Annotated in this window: 12 protein-coding genes; 8 read left to right on the forward strand and 4 right to left on the reverse strand. The window is 67.0% G+C overall.

Annotated elements, in window-relative coordinates; all coding sequences use genetic code 11:
* Positions 1-597, reverse strand: a 597-nt coding sequence (prpB, locus tag ACYVNQ_RS12820; RefSeq protein ID WP_460902870.1) for a methylisocitrate lyase, incomplete at its 3' end; no start/stop codon positions are given.
* Between the two features lie 210 nt (positions 598-807).
* Between prpB and prpR the strand changes: the two genes are divergently transcribed.
* Entirely contained in the window at positions 808-2865 is a 2058-nt protein-coding gene (prpR, locus tag ACYVNQ_RS12825) for a propionate catabolism operon regulatory protein PrpR (protein ID WP_460902871.1), read from the forward strand.
* 416 nt (positions 2866-3281) lie between these two features.
* Here prpR and ACYVNQ_RS12830 read toward each other — a convergent pair whose 3' ends face one another.
* On the reverse strand, positions 3282-3677 hold the full coding sequence (locus ACYVNQ_RS12830; RefSeq protein ID WP_460903573.1) for a hypothetical protein: 396 nt from the start codon (positions 3675-3677) through the stop codon (positions 3282-3284).
* On the opposite strand from ACYVNQ_RS12830, the gene bcsD reads away from it, so the two are divergent.
* The 7 genes from bcsD (at position 3658) to ACYVNQ_RS12865 (ending at position 17500) form a co-directional block, all read left to right on the forward strand.
* On the forward strand, positions 3658-4476 hold the full coding sequence (gene bcsD, locus ACYVNQ_RS12835; protein ID WP_460902872.1) for a cellulose biosynthesis protein BcsD: 819 nt from the start codon (positions 3658-3660) through the stop codon (positions 4474-4476). The genes ACYVNQ_RS12830 and bcsD overlap by 20 nt on opposite strands.
* A 75-nt stretch (positions 4477-4551) precedes the next feature.
* The gene (gene bcsP, locus ACYVNQ_RS12840) at positions 4552-5505 is read left to right on the forward strand and encodes a cellulose biosynthesis protein BcsP (protein ID WP_460902873.1); all 954 of its coding nucleotides are present in this window, start codon (positions 4552-4554) and stop codon (positions 5503-5505) included.
* Positions 5502-6293: a cellulose biosynthesis protein BcsQ gene (gene bcsQ, locus ACYVNQ_RS12845; protein WP_460902874.1), complete on the forward strand. Its 792-nt coding sequence runs from the start codon at positions 5502-5504 to the stop codon at positions 6291-6293. The genes bcsP and bcsQ overlap by 4 nt, the downstream gene beginning before the upstream one ends.
* Complete coding sequence (gene bcsA, locus ACYVNQ_RS12850; protein WP_460902875.1) at positions 6290-8530, forward strand: UDP-forming cellulose synthase catalytic subunit; 2241 nt, start codon at positions 6290-6292, stop codon at positions 8528-8530. The genes bcsQ and bcsA overlap by 4 nt, the downstream gene beginning before the upstream one ends.
* A gap of 3 nt (positions 8531-8533) precedes the next feature.
* Positions 8534-11245 (forward strand): cellulose biosynthesis cyclic di-GMP-binding regulatory protein BcsB, encoded by a 2712-nt coding sequence (gene bcsB, locus ACYVNQ_RS12855; RefSeq protein WP_460902876.1) that lies wholly within the window; start codon positions 8534-8536, stop codon positions 11243-11245.
* A gap of 1 nt (position 11246) precedes the next feature.
* Entirely contained in the window at positions 11247-12461 is a 1215-nt protein-coding gene (gene bcsZ, locus ACYVNQ_RS12860) for a cellulose synthase complex periplasmic endoglucanase BcsZ (RefSeq protein WP_460902877.1), read from the forward strand.
* Positions 12434-17500: a cellulose synthase subunit BcsC-related outer membrane protein gene (locus ACYVNQ_RS12865; protein ID WP_460902878.1), complete on the forward strand. Its 5067-nt coding sequence runs from the start codon at positions 12434-12436 to the stop codon at positions 17498-17500. Before bcsZ ends, ACYVNQ_RS12865 begins: the two co-directional genes overlap by 28 nt.
* 152 nt (positions 17501-17652) lie before the next feature.
* Here the strand turns inward: ACYVNQ_RS12865 and ACYVNQ_RS12870 are convergent, their stop codons facing one another.
* Both ACYVNQ_RS12870 and ACYVNQ_RS12875 read right to left on the reverse strand, forming a co-directional pair.
* A complete protein-coding gene (locus ACYVNQ_RS12870; RefSeq protein WP_460902879.1) occupies positions 17653-18309 on the reverse strand; it encodes an amino acid ABC transporter permease in 657 nt (218 codons plus the stop codon).
* The gene (locus tag ACYVNQ_RS12875; RefSeq protein ID WP_460902880.1) at positions 18306-19061 is read right to left on the reverse strand and encodes an amino acid ABC transporter permease; all 756 of its coding nucleotides are present in this window, start codon (positions 19059-19061) and stop codon (positions 18306-18308) included. Before ACYVNQ_RS12875 ends, ACYVNQ_RS12870 begins: the two co-directional genes overlap by 4 nt.
* Positions 19062-19072 lie beyond the last annotated feature (11 nt).

Below are 19072 nucleotides of genomic sequence, written 5' to 3' on the forward strand. Positions count from 1 at the left end.
TTCGGTCATCGCTTCGGGGAAGATCATGTCGGCGCCGGCTTCGACGCAGGCTGCGGCGCGGTCGATCGCGGCCTGCAGGCCGTCGACCGCGAGTGCGTCGGTGCGCGCCATGATCACGAAGTCGGGGTCGATGCGCGCGTCTACAGCGGCCTTGATGCGGTCGACCATCTCGTCCTGCGACACGATCGCCTTGCCGGGCCGGTGGCCGCAACGCTTGGCTCCGACCTGGTCCTCGATATGCATTGCGCCGGCGCCGGCCTTGGTCAGTGCCTTCACGGTGCGCGCGATGTTGAACGCCGAAGGCCCAAAACCGGTATCGACGTCGACCAGCAGCGGCACGTCGCACACATCGGTAATGCGGCGCACATCGATCAGCACGTCGTCGAGCGTCGAGATGCCGAGGTCGGGCAAACCGAGCGAGCCGGCCGCAACACCGCCACCGGACAGATAAATCGCCTTGAACCCCGCGCGCTGCGCGAGCAGCGCATGGTTCGCATTGATCGCGCCGATCACCTGCAGCGGTTTCTCCGCGGCGACGGCCGCGCGAAATCTCGCGCCGGCACTCGATGTAGCTGGATGCTGTGAGGCTGTGTTCATCGCAAAAGGTCTCTGTGGAAAAGAACACGGCTCAAATTGCAAAGAGCGGGCCAGCCCCTATCGGTGCGCCCAGATAATTGATTTATCAAGACTTTTCAATTTGCCAGACAACGTTGAAATTTCATTTATGAAATATGGAATTTCATAATCGAAAAGATCAGGCATAATGAACTCTGGCTTTGCCCGCAACTTCCGCTGCCGCCCATCCGCATGACTCCATTTCCCGCTCCGCCGTCTCGCCCGCGCATCTGGGCGATCGGCATCAGCAAGCTGCGCGATCTGTTTCGCGATATCGCCGGCGAATACGACGACCGCGCCGACCTGCAACTGGTGTCGCGTGGCTTTGAAGATGCGGTGCACGAAATTCTCGAGACGACCGGCGCGGCGCGCCCGGACATCGTCGTTGCCGCCGGTTCGAACGGCGCCTATCTGAAAGCGCGCGTCGGCGTACCGGTCGTGCTGATCAACCCAACCGGCTTCGACGTCATGCATGCACTGGCGCGTGCCCGCCGCGAGACTGAAGCGAGCGGGTCGATCGCACTGGTCACGCATGGCGAGACGCCCGCCGAAGTGCGCCGCTTCGTCACGGCATACGGTCTCGATGTGCTGTTCGCGTCGTATCAGTCCGCGCAGGACGCGCAAACCTGCGTGCTCGATCTGCGCGACCGCGGCGTCAGCGCACTGGTCGGTCCGGGTCTCGTGACCGACCTCGCCGCACGCGCCGGCATGGATGCGGTGTTCGTCTATTCGCGCGCGTCGGTGCGTGCGGCGTTCGAGACCGCGCTCGACGTCGCGCAGGCGATGCGGGCCGAAGCGGTGCGCCGGCAGAGGCTCGACAATGTGCTGCAGCATCTGCGCGACGGCGTGGTCGCGCTCGACGCACAAGGCCGTGTCGAAGCATTGAACCAGCGTCTCGCCGCGATGCTGGGCATCGCGCCGTCGGCGGCGATCGGGCGCGCACTCGCGGAGCTCGCGCCGGATATCGCCGCCAGCATTCCCGATAGCGAAGGCGAGTCGCTGGCCAGCGTACGTGGGCTCAGTTACGTCGTGCATCGCGGGCCGCTGGTCGATGGCGGCACGACCACCGGCACCGTGTTGACGTTTCAGGAGTCGCGCGCCGTCGAGCGGCTCGATCGCACATTGCGTTCGCGGCAGCGCACGCAGCAGTTTGCCGCGCGCTACCAGCTCGACGATCTGATCGGCGAATGCGCGGCGATCGAAGAGGTGCGCAAGCTGGTGCGGCGCTACGCGAAGTCCGATGCGACTGTGCTGATTCGCGGTGAAAGCGGCACGGGCAAGGAAATGGTGGCGCAGAGCCTGCATCAGCTGAGCGCGCGCCACGACTTTCCGTTCGTCGCGATCAACTGCGGCGCGTTTCCCGAAGCATTGCTGGAAAGCGAGCTGTTCGGCTACGAAGAGGGCGCCTTCACCGGCGCGCGACGCGGCGGCAAGGCAGGGCTGATCGAAGCGGCGCATCGCGGCACGCTGTTCCTCGACGAAATCGGCGAGATGCCGTTGCCGCTGCAAAGCCGTCTATTGCGTGTGCTGCAGGAACGCGAAGTGGTGCGGCTCGGCTCGACCGAACCGACCCGCATCGACGTGCGGATCGTCGCGGCGACGCATCGTGCATTGACCGACGCGGTGCGAACCGGCGAGTTTCGCGCGGATCTCTACTATCGGCTCAACATTCTGAATGTCGGGTTGCCGCCGTTGCGCGAACGGCGGCCCGACATCGTGCCGCTTGCGGCCGCGTTGTTGCGCGACGCGGCGCGGCGCGAGCCGCGGCTCGCCGTGCGCATCGCCGGTGAGCGGGCCGCCGCACGGCTGCTGGAGCCGGTGCGCGAGCCGTTAGTGCGGCATGCATGGCCGGGCAATGTGCGCGAGCTGCAAAACGTGATCGAGCGCATTATGGTCGAACTCGCGGAGAGCAGCGACGCAGATGCAGGTGCGCTTGCGCCGTTGAGCGCTGCGGTGCTGCGGGCGATTGCGCCGGAGCTGTTCGATGTCGTGCGGCCGGCGCGCGGCGACAGCGATGCGATGGATGCCGTTGATGCGCTCGAGGCATCCGAGTTACCGACCGCGTCCGGCGTATCGGGAGTGCGCGACGCTGCTTCGCGGCCGCTGACGCTGCGCCAACGCAGTCGTCGCATCGAGGCGGACGAGGTTCGCGCGGCGCTCGAAGCTTGCGACGGCGACCGTGACCGTGTGTGCCGGATGCTCGGCATCAGCAAGACGACGTTGTGGCGCAAGCTGCACGCATCTGGCTAGCCGCTTGCAGCTTGATGGCGGCTTGCGACTACGGCTTGCGATTGTGGCTTGCAATTGCAGAAGCGCAAGCGGCCTGCAGGCAGGTTGCAAGCGCGACGAGTTGTGTTGGCATCGTATCCCGCAGAATCTCACCTTTGTTTTCGCGTGATACCGATACCTGGTAATCCCTGGTAAAGACCCGCGCTGCACTTTATACCGATCGATTCCGATCGTATTCGCGAACCCGCCACGAAACTCCGGAAAAAAAGCCTCATTTGTACTGCCGGCGGATATCGCTGACACGTTTGCGCGCACGAATGCAAGCAGCGAACGCAGAATGCGCATGTTTTCCGCACCGCGGGCCCGGCTCCGTCAAGGTGAGAAGATCCGGGACCCGCCGATCAGATGCGAGCCTCAGGCCAACGCGCGACGCAAGCCTATGCCGGCACCCGCCGCAGCACTTCCGCCACTCGCCCGTGCTCGTGCAGCACCGTAGCGCTCGCCTGCAAAAGTTGCCGATAGCGCGGCAGGAACCCATCGCCGGGCCGCTCCTGCGAGAACAGTGCGGCGAGCGCCTGCAGCGTGCCGGCCCGGTCTTCGGCGGTCGCGTCCTTGCCGTCCAGCGCTTCGTCGAGACTGGCGATCAACGTCGATAGCGGAGTGAGCCAGCGAAAGCCCGGCTGGTTGATCAGCGCCTGCAGGAACGCCGCCGGCGTGACCGGCCCCGACTCCTTTTCGTACTCGGCGCGCTCATGATCGAGGATCGCCTTGTGCACGGCCAGCAACGGCCGGCGTACCTCATTGAGGATCTGGATGACCTGCTGGTCGTTCATCATGTGGCTCCTTGTCGGAAGTGAGGGGGAAGTGATGCGGGACGTCATGCCCAGTGCAGCGGCAGCGCGCCAATGCGTAATGCGCCGTCGCAAAGTCAAGATTCGCCATCAAGTTGCCGTTAAAGCGTCGTTCATTCCCAACGCCATGCGCATCCGATGCGTCCGGCGATGCTTAACGCTTTTTTGCAGTCATCGAACGATGCTATGCTGGCGTCGCCTTTGCTGTGAACAATACACGCAGCATGCGCCCGTTCAGGAAAGCTGTTCGATGCCGGGTCGGGCCGGCGCGTACCGTAACCTGCGCAGCCAACGATACGTGAAGAAATTTCCGAACATGCAAGACGAACACTCAGCCACGTTGCTCGACTATTACACGAAACATCAGGCTTCCACGCAATGGCGCGGCTTCCTGACCGCGCTTGCCGAAGAGTTCGAAACGCAATTGGGCACCGCGCAATTGCGTCAACTGATGGCTCGTATCGGTGTCAAATTTGCCGGTTCGCATCCGCCTGGCGACTGCGCGACACTCGATCAGCTCACTTCCTTTTTCAACACGACCTGGTCTTCGCTCGACTGGGGCTTCGTGAATCTTGTCGAACGCGACGAGTATCTGGCAATCCAGCATTACTGCGCGCCGCTTGCAGCTTTTGGCGCCGCCGCCGACGCATGGACCCCGGCATTTCTCGAAGGTGCTTATCAGCATTGGCTGCAACAGCTGGGCGCGGGTGCGCTGGTACTGCAGCAAATCGACACGGGCGACCGCCGTGCGCTGGAGTTCCGGCTTGCGAAGACCGCATAACACGGCACGCAACACGCGGTAACGACGAAGAACAAAGTGGTATCCAGCCCGACATGGGCTTGGGGGTAGATCACCATGAGCGTTTCAGACGACATCGGAAATTTGTTCCAGCGATTTGGCGGCGACGCCGATCACTATCAGGAAGTCGCGCGCGACGACGACGCGAAGCATGCCGCTTCGCGTTGGCCGTTGCTGACCGCGCTCGATATCGGCCATCCGGAACATGTGCCGGGCGCGGGCCGTCCGGCGCCCGCGTCTGCGTCGTTGCAAGCCGCACCGCAGGCGCAGACGCTCGACGTAGCACAGCGCGCGGACGATGCAACGCCGCCTGCGGCCGCTGGCGAAGGCGCTATCGCGCTGTCGGGGTTGGTACGCGCGCCGTTGTTCGCACGTGCGCATCGGCATGCGACCATGCCGCCACCGGCCGATCCTGCGCGGCAGGCTGCTAGCCGTTTCAGTGTGCCGCCCGCGACGCAGGTATCCGGTGAGCCGCGCGTCGCGGCCGCGCCGGTTGCAGCGCGGGTCGCCGCGCATACCGATGCTGCACCTGCTGCAGCGACCGCACCTGTTGCTGCCGCAACCACTGCGGCGACGGCGACGCTCGCAAGATTCGCGACATCCGTGGCGCCGGTTGTACCTGCCGCACCCGCCCGGCCGACCTCGGCAGCCGCGCCTGCGGCATCTGCAACTCCTGCAGCATCCGCACCCGCCGCCGCGCTCGCGAGCGTCTTTGCCGCACCGCCTGCGCACAGGGAAGAACGCAGCCGCGCAAGCAATTTGTTTGAAAGCAAATTGCAAACGTTTGCACCATCTTCGGTTGGTGCCGGCTCCTCCGCGGCACCTGCTGTGACGCAGCGCGAAGCACGCCCAGCCACCGCCAGCGCGTCGATCCTGTCGAACCTGTTCAGCCCGGCCACACCCGCCACCGCCGCGCCGCAGCAAGGCTCGCGCGATCTCGCTGGGGTGTTCGAGCGGCTTGCGAGCGCCCCGCACGCGGCGCACGGCACATCCGGCAACCAGACTTCATGAAGATCGTCGCGGTGGTATCCGCCAAGGGCGGCGTAGGCAAGACCACGCTGGCCGCCAATCTCGCGTCGGTGCTCGGTTCGAACGGGCGGCGCGTGATCGTCGTCGACTTCGATCCGCAGAACGCATTGCGCCTGCACTTCGGCATCCCGGTCGACAGCTTCGACGGCGTCGCGCGCGCGACCGTCAGCGGCGACGCGTGGCGTAGCGTGATGTTCGACGGCATCGATGGCGTGACCGTGCTGCCGCACGGCGCGCTGAACGAAGACGACCGTCGCGTGTTCGAAGCGCAACTCGACGCCGATCCGCACCTCGTACGCAGGTCGCTCGACGCGCTCGCACTCGAACCGTCCGACATCGTGCTGATCGATACGCCGCCGGGCGCGACGGTGTACACGCGCGCCGCGCTGCTGGCGGCGCGCTTCGTGCTGAACGTGGTGATCGCGGATGCCGCGTCGTATGCAGCGATCCCGCACATGGAGCGGCTGCTTCAGACCTACGCGGTGCCGCGCACGGATTTTCTCGGCTATGGCTACGTGATCAACCAGGTCGATGTCGGCCGCAATCTGACCAAAGACGTATTGAAGGTGTTACGCGGCACGCTCGAGCCGAATCTGTTTCCGGGTGTCGTGCATCTCGATCAGGGTGTCAGCGAATCGCTCGCCTACGACACCACCGTGATCCATTACGATCCACTGAGCCAGGCGGCGTCCGACCTGCGCGCGTGCGGCGACTGGCTCGACGCGCGCCTCGCCGGCAGCGCCGCCCAGCCGAGGAGCAGCGCCGCATGAGCGCCACGCCGGAAGACATCCTCGCCGCCGCGGACAACGAGCCGCCGCGCCGCTCCGCGTTCGACCGCTTCGCGTCGCGGCTGATCGACGGCCGCATTCTGGGCAGCAAGCCGGTCAGCATCGTGCTCGCGATCTTCGCGGTGATGCTGCTGTATTTCGTGTTTACGGTGCCGCTCGAGTTCGGCCAGCAACTGACCTTCGCGGTCTGCTGCTTCCTGCTTGCACTGCTGTTTCGCCGTGCGCAAGGGCATTTCGCAACGCTGGTGATGATCATGCTGTCGGTGATCGCGACGGGCCGCTATATGTACTGGCGCCTGACCGAAACCACGCATTGGGACCGTCCGCTCGATGCGATCTGGGGGCTGCTGCTGGTGTCGGCCGAAGTCTATGCGGCGCTGGTGCTGATGCTCGGCTATTTCCAGACCGCCTGGCCGCTCAAGCGCAAACCGATGCCGTTGCCCGTCGACCGCAACGCGTGGCCGACCGTCGACATCTTCATCCCGACGTACAACGAGCCGCTATCGGTGGTGAAGCCCACCATCTACGCGGCGATCGCACTCGACTATCCGCGCGACAAACTGTCGATCCACGTGCTCGACGACGGCCGCCGCGCCGACTTCAAGGCGTTCTGCGAGGAAGTGGGCGTGGCGTGGACGATCCGCTCGCACAACCGCCACGCGAAGGCGGGCAACATCAACGAAGCGCTGAAGACCACCGACGGCGAGTACTTCGCAATCTTCGACTGCGATCACATTCCGACCCGTTCGTTCTTGCAAGTGGGCCTCGGCTGGTTCCTGCGCGACAAGAAGCTGTCGATGCTGCAGACGCCGCACCATTTCTTCTCGGCCGACCCGTTCGAGAAAAACCTCGACACCTTCCGCAAGGTGCCCAACGAAGGCGAACTGTTCTACGGCCTCGTGCAGGACGGCAACGACCTGTGGAACGCAACCTTCTTCTGCGGTTCGTGCGCGCTGTTGCGGCGGACCATGGTCGAAGAGATCGGCGGCATCGCGGTGGAAACCGTCACCGAAGACGCGCATACCGCACTGAAGCTGCACCGGCGCGGCTACACCACCGCGTACCTCGCGATTCCGCAGGCGGCGGGGCTTGCCACCGAAAGCCTTGGCGGCCACATCGGCCAGCGCATCCGCTGGGCACGCGGCATGACGCAGATCTTCCGCATCGACAATCCGCTGTTCGGCCGCGGGCTGTCGTTCGGCCAGCGGCTGTGCTATCTGAACGCGATGATGCATTTCTTCTACGGCATCCCGCGTCTGGTGTTCCTGACTGCGCCGCTGTCGTATCTGTTCTTCAGCGCGCACATCATCCAGGCGGCGGCCGGCACCATCGCGATCTTCGCGCTGCCGCACATGTTCCACGCGAACGTCACGAACTCGCGGATGCAGGCGCAGTTTCGCCATTCGTTCTGGTCCGAGGTGTACGAGTCGGTGCTCGCGTCTTACATCACCGCGCCCACGCTGCTCGCGCTGATCAACCCGAAGCTCGGCAAGTTCAACGTGACGGCCAAGGGCGGCCGCATCGAAGAGCAGTACTTCGACTGGAGCATCTCGCGGCCGTATCTGTTCCTGCTGATGCTGAACCTGCTCGGCTTCGTCGCCGGCGGCGTGCATATCTGGGTGCACTGGGATTCGCACAGCGAAGTGCAGACCACCCTGCTTAACCTCGCGTGGACCGGCTACAACATGCTGATTCTCGGCGCGAGCGTGGCGGCCGCGCGCGAGCAGCGGCAGGTACGCAATACGCACCGCGTGGCGATGAAGTTTCCCGCGTCGCTGCGCTTCTCGACGGGCCGCACGCTCGCCTGCGAAACGATCGACTACGCCGAAGGCGGCGTCGCGCTGAAGCTGCCCGGCGACATCGTGGTGCCATTGCACGAGAGCGTAGTGGTGTCGCTATTTCGCGGCCACGACGAATTTGTGTTTCCAGGCGACGTCACCTATGCGGCGCCGGGCCGGGTCGGCTTGCGTTTCGCGCCGATGACGCGCGAGCAGGAACTCGAATTCGTGCAAAGCACGTTCGCGCGCGCCGATGCGTGGACCGGCTGGGCCGAAGGACGCGAAGCGGATACGCCGCTGCGCAGCCTCGGCCACGTGATGCGGGTGGGCGCAAGCGGCATTGCGGGGCTGTTCGAGCATCTTTACGCCGATGCGCGGCAATTGGGCCGGCAGCGCAAGGCAGGCAAAGACAACGCCAAAAACATCAAGAACGGAAAATAACGTATGCGGAACATGCGACGCGACGACGTGCGCAGTGAGGCGCTCCAGTCGATGCCGCGCGATGCGGAGCATCTGCCTGGGCGCGATGGTGGCGCTGCGGATCAGCGCCGTGGCGCGTGCGGCGGCGTTGGTGTTGGTGTTGGCAGCGGTGCGGTACGGCGTGCGCGGCGTGTGATCGCCGTGCTGGCGAGCGGGGCGCTCGTTGGTTTGAGCGCGCTTGCGACGCTGCCGGTTGCACGCGCCGCAACTGCAACGGCCACGGCCACGCAAAATGCTGCGGTGGCTGGGGGTAGCCAATCCGGCGGGCAAGCCGCCTTGCAATCCGGTGCGCAAAACGCTTTGCAGACCGCTTTGCCGACCGCCACGCAAACCGGCGCCACCGGCACGACCGCGGCGCCATCCACCGCTGCGCTCGCACCGGCCGACGCCGGCCTGCCGCCCGGCCCCGCACGCCTCGTCGACCCGCGCGCCGCCGAGCCGCCGCCGCTCGGCAACACCGTGCCGCAGACCTTCGCCGCAGTGCGCGCCGGCGGCCGCGACACGATGTCGACCACCGCCGACAACGGCACGCTGGTATCCAACGGCCGCCGTCAGGTCTTCACCTTCGCGCAACTGGGCGCGCTCGATCCGCTGCAGCTGCGCGGTGTCGATAGCCAGAACGGCGTGCCGTTCTCGGTGCGCGCCGACGAAGTGGTGACCGGCGCCACGCTGCATCTGATCTACAGCTACTCGCCGTCGCTATTGTCGAACCTGTCGCATCTGAAGGTGCTGGTCAACGGCGAGGTCGCCACGACGCTGCCGTTGCCGCGCGAACAGGCGGGCATGCTGGTGGCGCGCGACATCCCGCTCGAGCCGCGCCTGATCACCGAGTTCAACAATCTGAACGTGCAGCTGATCGGCCACTACACGCAGGGCTGTGAAGACCCGGCGAGCAGCACGCTGTGGGCGACGGTCAGCAACGCCAGCACGCTCGACCTGACATTCGGCTCGCTCGCGACCAAACCGGACCTCGGCGCGCTGCCGCTGCCATTCTTCGACCGTCGCGACATCCGCCGCCTCGAACTGCCGTTCGTGTTCGCCGCGAAGCCGTCGAACAACACGCTCGAAGCAGCCGGCATCGTCGCGTCGTGGTTCGGCGCGTTCGCCGGCTATCGCGGTGCGCTGTTTCCGGCGCAACTCGACAATGTGCCGCTATCCGGCAACGCGGTCGTGTTCGCGACCAACGACGAACATCCGCAAGGCGTCGCGCTGCCGACCATCGACGGCCCGATGCTCGCGATCGTCGATCGCGTCGCGCCGGCACGCGGCAAGCTGCTGCTCGTGCTCGGCCGCGACGCGCGCGAACTGAAGACTGCCGCGGACGCACTGGCGCTCGGCGAAGCGGCGCTGAGCGGCGCGCAGCAGACCATCACGCACGTCGACGTGCCGCGCGCCCGTGAGCCGTACGACGCGCCGCGCTGGCTGCCGACCGACCGCCCGGTGCGCTTCGGTGACCTGACGCCAGTCAAGGATCTGTCGGTGTCCGGCTACAACCCGGACGTGATCCGCGTGAACCTGCGCATGCCGCCCGATCTGTTCACGTGGCGCTCGAAGGGCATTCCGGTCGACCTGCGTTACCGCTTCACCGCACGGCCCGCGCCGGATCGCTCGACGCTGAATATCAATGTCGGCGACACCTTCGTGCAGGCGCTGCGGATTCCCGCGCAATCGGCGTCGCTGCTCGATCTCGGCCGTTATCTGAACCGGCTGCAGCCGGACCATACGGCGCCGGCCGCGCGCGAGATCTTCATTCCGCCGCATCTGCTCGCGTCGCAGGCGCAGTTGCGTTTCCATTTTTTCTACGACATGCCGAAGACCGGCGAATGCCAGGGCCAGGTGCTCGACAACGTGCGCGGCGAGATCGACCCGGATTCGACCATCGACCTGTCGTCGTTCCCGCACTATGCGGCGCTGCCGGATCTGGCGGCCTTTGCGAACAGCGGCTTTCCGTTCACGCGGATGGCCGACCTGTCGCAGACCGCGGTAATCCTGCCGCCGCAGCCGAACCCGGGCGACTTCAGCCTGTACCTGATGGCGATGGGCCGCATGGGCGCGTCGACGGGTTATCCGGTAACCGGCGTGACGGTGGGCGCGCCCGGCGACATGGCGCGCTACGCGGACATGGACCTGCTGGTGCTCGGCGCGCCGGGCCAGCAGCCGCTCCTGACCACCTGGCAAAACGCGATGCCGTTCACACCGGACGACGACTCGCGCCGCTGGCAGCTGTCGAACACGCCGTTCCGCCTCGCCAACTGGTGGTATGGCGACCGCGGCGGCGTGCGCACCGCGGGCCGCGCCGACCTGTCGCTCGTCACGTCATCCGGCGATGCGTTGCTGACCGGTTTCGAATCGCCATTAAGCAAAGGGCGCAGCGTGGTCGCGCTGATCGGTGCGGCGGGGCAGTCGGACGTCGACCTGACCAACGCGATGCTCGACCCGGATCTGATCAGCGATATCCAGGGCGGGCTGACGGTGGTGCGCGGGCGCACGGTTGAAGTGGCGTCGAACGGCGACGTCTATTACGTCGGTCATCTGTCGCCGATCGAGTACATGCACTGGGTGTTGTCGGTGCATCCGATCCTGCTGCTGTTCGGCGGCGTGCTCGCGGCGATGATCATCGCGGCATTCTTCTACCGGCTGCTGCGCGCGATCGCAGCGCGCCGGCTGCAGGATTGATATGCGGATCACGTCCCATGCCGCGGTATCGGCCGCGCTTGCCTTCGCGCTGACCGCCACGTTCGGCCTCGCGCCGCGCACCGCGCACGCCGCGCAACCCGGCACCTGCGATGACTGGAGCGCGTACCGTCAGTTCGTCGCGCGCTTCGTGCAGCCTGACGGCCGCGTGGTCGACTTCTCGACGCCGAACCAGCAGACCACCTCCGAAGGGCAGTCGTACGGCATGTTCTTCGCGCTCGTCGCCAACGACCGCGCGACCTTCGACAAGCTGTTGGGCTGGACCCGCGCGAACCTGTCGGCCGGCCGTTTCGACGCCAATGACGTGAAGCTGCCCGCCTGGCAGTGGGGCCGCAAGCCGGACGGATCGTACGGCGTGCTCGATCCGAATTCGGCCTCCGACTCCGACTTGTGGATCGCCTACGACCTGTTTCAGGCGGGCCGGCTGTGGCACGAGCCGTCCTATACGAAGCTCGCCTGGGCGCTTGCCACGCAGATCCAGAAGCAGGAAGTGACCACGCTCGCTGGCCTCGGCCCGATGCTGCTGCCCGGACCGCAAGGTTTTCAGAGCGGCGGCACGACGCGCCTGAATCCGAGCTATCTGCCGTTGCCGGTGCTGCGCGCACTCGCCACCGAGGCCCCGTCCGGCCCATGGGCGAGCATCGCGGCGAACGCGTACACGCTGATCAAGACCACCGCGCCGCTCGGCTTCGCACCCGACTGGGCTGCATGGCGCGACGGCCGCTTTATCGTAGATCCGAAATCCGGCGACGTCGGCAGCTACGATGCGATTCGCGTCTATCTGTGGGCGGGGCTCGCCGCGCCCGCCGATCCGCTCGCCAAACCGTGGCTCGCGGCGCTTGGCGGCATGCGCGAACGGATCGCGCAAACCGGCATTCCGCCCGAGCGCGTCGCGACCACCAGCGGCATCGCGCAGGGCGAAGCGCCGCTCGGCTTCTGGGGCGCGCTGCTGCCGTACTTCCGCGCACTCGACGATGCGCGCGCGGCCAATCTCGCACAAACCCATCTGGCCGCGCTCGGCGCCGCGGCCGCGGCGGCAGCCAGCACGCCCGGCGGCAGCGCAGCGCCGGTCTATTACGACGTGGTCCTGATGCTCTTCGGCACCGGCTCAGCCGACGGCCGTTACCATTTCGACGACACCGGCCGTCTCGCGCCGCATTGGGAGAAAGCATGCCAAACCGCCCACGCGCGCTCGTAATCGGAGCCTTGCTCGCGTTCGGCGCGGCGGCATCCGCGCCGGCACTCGCGCAGGCGAACGATCCGCTCAACGTGCTGATCGACCAGGGCAAGTACTGGCAATCGCACAAGCGCGGCGACCTTGCCGAACAGGCGTGGCAGAAGGTGCTGCGGATCGATGCGCAGCAGCCGGACGCGCTGTACGGCATGGGCATCGTGCTGGCCGACCGCAAGGACGGCAGCGGCGCGCAGCAGTACCTGGCGCGTCTGCGCGCCGCCGCGCCGAACTATCCGTCGCTGCCCGAACTGGCGCGCCGGCTCGGCGAATCGAGCCCGTCCGACCAGGCCGTCAACGACGCGCGGCGACTGGCGCAAAGCGGGCAGGCGGCATCGGCAGTGCAGACCTATCGGCAGGCGCTCGGCGCGAAGCCGACCGATCCGCAACTGGCGATGGAGTACTACCAGACGCTCGGCGGCACACCGCAGGGTTGGGAAGAAGCGCGGCGCGGTCTCGAACAGCTGGCGCGCGAGCATCCGGACGATCCGCATTTCGCGCTCGCGTACGCGCAGCATCTGACTTACCACGAGGCGAACCGGCGCGATGGTATCGACCGGCTTGCGCAGCTGTCGCGCGATTCGACGGTCGGCGCGCAGGCGAAGGCGAGCTGGCGTCAGGCGCTGCTGTGGCTCGGCGTGCGCGCGTCCGATGCGCCGCTGTTTCAGGCTTATCTGACGGCCGTGCCCGACGACGCACCGGTCAAGGCGCGCTTCGACGCGATCGACGATCAGGACCGGCGCGCCAGCGAGCGCGCGCAGCAGGGCGCCGCATCCGATCTGCGCGGCCGCACGGTGGCCGAGGGTTTTGCCGCGCTCGATCGCGGCGATCTCGTAACCGCGAAGGCGCGTTTTTCGTCGGTGCTCGCGAATTCGCCGAACGACGCCGATGCGCTCGGCGGCATGGGCGTCGCTTATCTGAAGCAGGAGCAGTTCAAGGACGCACACGACTATCTGCAGCGCGCGTCGCAGGCAGGCGGCGCGGCGCGCTGGCGCGAAGCGCTGAATAGCGCGACCTACTGGATGTACACCAGCGAGGGGCTCGGCGAGCAGAGCAACGGCAATTATGCGAAGGCGCGTGCGTCGTTCGAACGCGCGATCACCGTGAGCCCGGGCGACGTGACTGCACAGGCCGCGCTTGGCGACCTGCTGCTGCAGAACGGCGATCCGGGTGGCGCCGAGGCGGCGTTCCGGATGGCGCTGCGCCGCCAGGCGGACAACCCCGATGCGATCCGCGGCCTGGTCGGCGCGCTCGCGGCTCAAGGACGCGGCGACGAAGCGCTGAGCTTCGCGAGCCAGCTCAGCGACGAGCAGCGCGCGAAGGTTGGCGGTGCCGACAAGCTGCGCGGCGCGGCGCAAGCCGCGCAGGCGCGCGCGGCCGAAGCGCGCGGCGACCTCGGCAGCGCGCGCAGCCTGTTCGAGGACGCGCTGCAGAACAATCCCGACGATCCGTGGATGCGTCTGGATCTCGCGCGTATCTATGCGAAGCAGGGCGCGTATGCGAACGCGAAGAGCATCATGGATGGCCTCGTCGCGCTGCATCCGGACATGCCCGATGCGCTGTACGCGAGCGCGCTGCTGGCCGCCGACACGCAGGACTGGAGTTACGGCCTGGGCCAGCTCGAACGCATTCCGGTCGACAAGCGCACGCTGCCGATGACGGTGTTGCAGCACCGGCTGTGGGTGCATCAGCAGGCCGACGCGGCCACCGCGCTGGCGCGCTCCGGCCGCGCCGCGCAAGGACGCGCGCTGCTGCTGGCGGCCGAGCCGGTGGCGGGGCAGGACCCGGAGCTGATCGGCGTGATCGCATCGGCTTATGTGAACACCGGCGACATCCCGCGCGCGCTGATGATCGTGCGCAGCGCGGTGGCGCGCGCGCCGAACGACCCGAGCCTGCTGCTCACCAACGCGGGCATCCTGCTTGGCGCCGGACAGGACGCCGAACTTGGCGAGACGATGCGCCGCCTCGCGTCGATGCCGTTGACGCCGCAACAGCGCAGCGATTTCGAACGGATCAACGTCGCTATCGTGGTACGGCGCACCGATGCGCTGCGTCAGTCGAACGATCTGGCGAGCGCCTACGACGTGCTCGGACCGTGGCTGGCCGCGCGGCCCGACAATGCGGACCTGCTGGCCGCGCTGGCGCGCCTGTATGTGGCGGCGAACGACAACTCGGACGCACTGGCGACCTATCGGCTCGCGTTGCAGCAGAACCCGTCGGATGTCGCGTTGATGACCGGCGCGATCGGCGCCGCGACCACCGCGCGCGACTTCAGTTTTGCGGAGCAGACGCTGAAGCAGGCGCTGAAGGTCGCGCCGAACAATCCGGATGTGCTGGCGACCGCGGGCAGGATGTATCGTGCGCAGGGCCGCAATTCGCTTGCCGCGGAGTATCTGCGGCGCTCGCTGCTTGCGTCGAGCGGTGCGCCGTCCGGCGGCGGCGCGGGCGGGCGGAGCGGCTGGAATGTGCCGCTACGACCGTCCGGCCCGATTCCGCCGCCGGGCACCAATCCGTTCGCCAACCAGGTGGTTGGCGACGCGGGCACTGCCACGCCGGGCTTCGATGCGGCGCGCGGCGTGCCTGTCAACGCCAGTCAGTCCCAACCGTACCCGATGCCCGCCATGCCAGCTTATCTACCGCCGCCACAGCCGGTCCCGCGCACGGCCCCGTACGTGGCCCCGTACGTCGCGCCCGGGGCTGCCATGCAGATGAATTCGCTCGCACCGGCGTTGCCGGGCGCGCCAGGCGATGCGCGTGAAGCGGCGCAGGACACCGGCGGCTACGGGCCGGATCGGTATGGTTCGACGCAAAGCGGCGGCGCTGCGGCCGTGCCGGCGCAGTGGGTGGCGCCGAATGGCGGATCTGCCGGGCAGGTGCAAGCGGATGCCGGCGGCTATGGGCCGGATCAGTACGGATCGATGCAGGCGGGCGGCGGTGCGCCCTATGCGGCGCAAGATACAAGCGGCTACGGGCCGGACCCGTACGGCGCGTCGCAAGCGGGTGGTCCGCTGGCGCCGGGGCAGGCGTATCCGTCGCAGGGCGGCTATCAGCAGCCGGCCGATACAGCGTATACGCAGCCGTCCGGCTATGCGGCGCAGCCTGGCTATCCGCAGCAGCCACCGGCTTATGCGCCGCAGGCCGCTCAAGCGCCCGTGTATCAGCAGCCGGCCGCGTATCCGCAGCAGGCTGCCAATCCGCAAGCGCCCGCGTACGCGCCACAATCCGCGTATCCGCAGCAACCGGCTTACGCGCAACAACAGTCGGCCTACGCACAGCAGCAGGCGTATGGCCAACCGGCCTATGCCCAACAGCCGGCCTACGCGCAACAACCCGCGTACGCCCAGCCGCCCGCCGGTTACGGCCAGTCAGGATATGCGCCGGCGCCGGCAGACAACGGCTATGTCAGCACGCCATGGCCGATGTCGCCGCAAGCCGCGCAGGCAAGCCAGGCCGCGCAATTGCCGCGCGGCAACCCGCCGGCCGCGAGCACCTCAGCGACGCGCCGCGCACCGGCGCGGGCCACGCAGAACACTGCGGCCACCCGCAGCGCACGTGCTACGCAGGCGCAGCGCAGCAACCGCCAGCCCGTGTATGCGCAGGCGGCTTATCCGCAACAGCCGTATCCGCCGCAGCAATATCCGCAGCAGCCGTACCCGCAGCAATATGCGCAGCCGCTGCCGCAGAACTACACCAACCAGGGCTACGGCCTCGTGCCCTATACGCCGCAGCCGCCGGCGCCGCGCATGCAGGCGCAAAATCCCTACGCGCCTTATCCGCAGGCCGGTGCGGCGCAGCCTGCCGCGCCGGTGTCGCAAACGCTCACCGTCGAGGAAGAACTCGCCGAGATCAACCGCGAGCAGACCAGCACACTCGCCGGTGGCGTGCAGTTCCGCAACCGCAGCGGCGAAGACGGTCTGTCCGATCTGACCGACATCGAAGCGCCGATCGAAGGCCGCATTCGCGCCGGCGATGGCCATGTGGTGGTGACCGCTACGCCGGTGCTGCTCGATGCCGGCACCTCCGACGCGTCGCCGAATACGCTCGCGCGTTTCGGCTCCGGCGCGTTGCAGAAGAACAGCACGCCGTCGAGCTCGCAGCATGCGGCGGGCGTCGGCCTTGGAGTCGGTTATGAATATCGTGGCCTGAAGGCCGACGTCGGTACCACGCCGTTCGGGTTTCGCGAGCAGAACTTTGTCGGCGGCGTGCAGTATCAGGGCGGTCTGACGCAGCAGGTGTCGTACAAGGTCACCGCATCGCGGCGCGCGGTGACCGACAGCTTGCTGTCGTATGCGGGTACGCACGACGATGCGACCAATCAGGACTGGGGCGGCGTCACGTCGAATGGGTTGCGCGGCGACCTCGCGTGGGACAACGGCACCAGTGGCGTCTACCTGAACGGCGAGTTCCAGTACCTGGACGGCCACAACGTGAAGAGCAATACCGCGGGCAAGGGCGGCGGCGGCGTCTACACGCGGCTGTACAAGGACGAGGATCAGAGCTTCACGGCAGGTGTCAATACGACGTTGATGCACTACACGAACAACCTGTCGTTTTTCACGCTGGGACAGGGCGGTTATTTCAGCCCGCAGCAGTACGTGATCCTGAATTTGCCGGTGCGCTGGATCGGACGCAACGGGCACTTCGCGTATAACTTCGGCGGCTCGATCGGCGTGCAGCATTACCGCCAGGACAGCTCGCCGTACTATCCAACCAACGCCGGGGAGCAGCAGGCTGCTGCCAGCGCGGGTCTCGCGCCGGACGCCGGTGCTGTGTATCCGTCGCAGAGCAAGACCGGCGTGTCGTATGCGCTCGATGCTTCCGGCGAGTATCAGCTCGCGCCGCAGTTGACGGTCGGCGCGTCGGCTTCGTTCGGCAATGCGTATGAGTATCGCGAGTTCGTCGCCGGCGTTTACGTGCGCTATGCGTTCACCAAGCAGAACAGCTTCGCGACTACGTCGTTCCCGCCCACGCCGCTCAGTTCGCCGTATCTGAACACGAACTACTAATGGGCTTGCGCGCGCGGGACGTGGGCGCCGGCTCGCAGCTTCAGCAGGCTGAAGCTGCGAGCCGTTGGTAGCGGTGCCGAACCTCGTTTCGAGTGGGCCGACGAAAGCCCGGCGGCCGGCGCGCGCTTGCAGTGACGCGCGCGCGAACCGCGCTAGCGCTGCTGCGCGGCCTTGTGCCGCCGCTCCAGCAGGCGCGCGTACCACGTCAGCGGAAAACACATCGCGAAGTACAACAGCGCGACCATTCCATACACCGGAAACGGCCGGAACGCGGCGTTGGTGATCATCGTGCCGGTCTTGGTCAGCTCGGTGAAACCGATGATCGACGTCAGCGCGGTGCTTTTGACGACCTGCACCAGAAAGCCGACCGTCGGCGCGACCGCGATCTTGCGCGCCTGCGGCCATACGATGTAGCGCAGCTGCTGGCTGAACGTCATGCCGAGGCTCGCGCCGGCCGCCCACTGGCCGCGCGGCACAGCCTCGACGCAGCCGCGCCAGATGTCCACCAGATAGGCGCTCGTATAGAGCGTCAGCGTGAGCGCTGCGGCGAACCACGGCGACACGTCGAGGCCGATCAGCGGCAAGCCGAAGAACGTCAGGAACAGCTGCATCAGCAGCGGCGTGCCCTGAAACAGCTCGACGTACAGCACGACCGCGCGCCGTAGCCACGGCAGCGGCGCGACGCGCAGCGCCAGCAGCACGAAGCCGAGCAGGCCGCCGCCGACAAAGGCGATCAGCGACAGCAGGATCGTCCAGCGCGCCGCGAGCAGCAGGTTGCGCGCAATGTCCCAGAGCGTGAATTCGATCATCGGGTCGGCTCCGTCGGCAGCGCGCGCGTGCCGCTGCGCCACGCAAGGCGGGCGCGCCAGCCGGCGCCCGCGCTGCCGTCGTTGCGCGGCGCGCGGCCGGCGAACAGGCGTGCGCCCAGCCGGTTCATCAGGCGGCGTAACAGGATCGACAGCACGAGGTAAGCCGCGGTGATGATCAGGTAGCTTTCGAACGAGCGGAAATTGCGCGACTGGATGTAGCTTGCCGCGTACGTCAGATCGGGCACCGAGATCTGCGATACCACCGCGGAGCCGAGCATCACGATCAGCACCTGACCGACCAGCGCCGGAAACACGTTCGCGAGCGCCTGCGGCAACACCACGTGACGGAAGATCTGGCGTTGCTGCAGGCCCAGCGCGTGTGCCGCCAGCACTTGCCCGCGCGGCACCGAGTCGATGCCGGCGCGGATGATTTCGGTCGCGTACGCGCCCAGATTGACGGTCATCGCCAGTACTGCCGCCTGGATTTCGTCGATGTGCACGCCGAGGCTCGGCAGGCCGAAGAACACAAAAAACAGCTGCACGACGAATGGCGTGTTGCGGATCAGTTCGACGTACGCGGCAATCGGCACGCGTACCGCGCGTGGTCCGGCGATGCTCGCACACGCGCCGGCGACGCCGAGCGCCGCGCCGAGCAGGGTCGACAGCGCGGTCAGCCCGAGCGTGACGGCCGCGCCGCGTGCTAGCAATCCGGCGTAGGCGCCGAAGCTGCTGAAGTCGAAGGTGTAGGTCATGGGTGACGGGT

Source organism: Paraburkholderia jirisanensis (genome assembly GCF_054782355.1).

Excerpts from the sequence above, each read along its gene's own strand:
- ACYVNQ_RS12875 (WP_460902880.1), bottom strand. The coding sequence starts at position 19,061 with ATGACCTACACCTTCGACTTCAGCAGCTTCGGCGCCTACGCCGGATTG.
- bcsQ (WP_460902874.1), top strand. The coding sequence starts at position 5,502 with ATGAAGATCGTCGCGGTGGTATCCGCCAAGGGCGGCGTAGGCAAGACC.
- bcsA (WP_460902875.1), top strand. The coding sequence starts at position 6,290 with ATGAGCGCCACGCCGGAAGACATCCTCGCCGCCGCGGACAACGAGCCG.
- prpR (WP_460902871.1), top strand. The coding sequence starts at position 808 with ATGACTCCATTTCCCGCTCCGCCGTCTCGCCCGCGCATCTGGGCGATC.
- bcsD (WP_460902872.1), top strand. The coding sequence starts at position 3,658 with ATGACCTGCTGGTCGTTCATCATGTGGCTCCTTGTCGGAAGTGAGGGG.
- ACYVNQ_RS12870 (WP_460902879.1), bottom strand. The coding sequence starts at position 18,309 with ATGATCGAATTCACGCTCTGGGACATTGCGCGCAACCTGCTGCTCGCG.
- bcsB (WP_460902876.1), top strand. The coding sequence starts at position 8,534 with ATGCGGAACATGCGACGCGACGACGTGCGCAGTGAGGCGCTCCAGTCG.
- ACYVNQ_RS12865 (WP_460902878.1), top strand. The coding sequence starts at position 12,434 with ATGCCAAACCGCCCACGCGCGCTCGTAATCGGAGCCTTGCTCGCGTTC.
- bcsP (WP_460902873.1), top strand. The coding sequence starts at position 4,552 with ATGAGCGTTTCAGACGACATCGGAAATTTGTTCCAGCGATTTGGCGGC.
- bcsZ (WP_460902877.1), top strand. The coding sequence starts at position 11,247 with ATGCGGATCACGTCCCATGCCGCGGTATCGGCCGCGCTTGCCTTCGCG.
- ACYVNQ_RS12830 (WP_460903573.1), bottom strand. The coding sequence starts at position 3,677 with ATGAACGACCAGCAGGTCATCCAGATCCTCAATGAGGTACGCCGGCCG.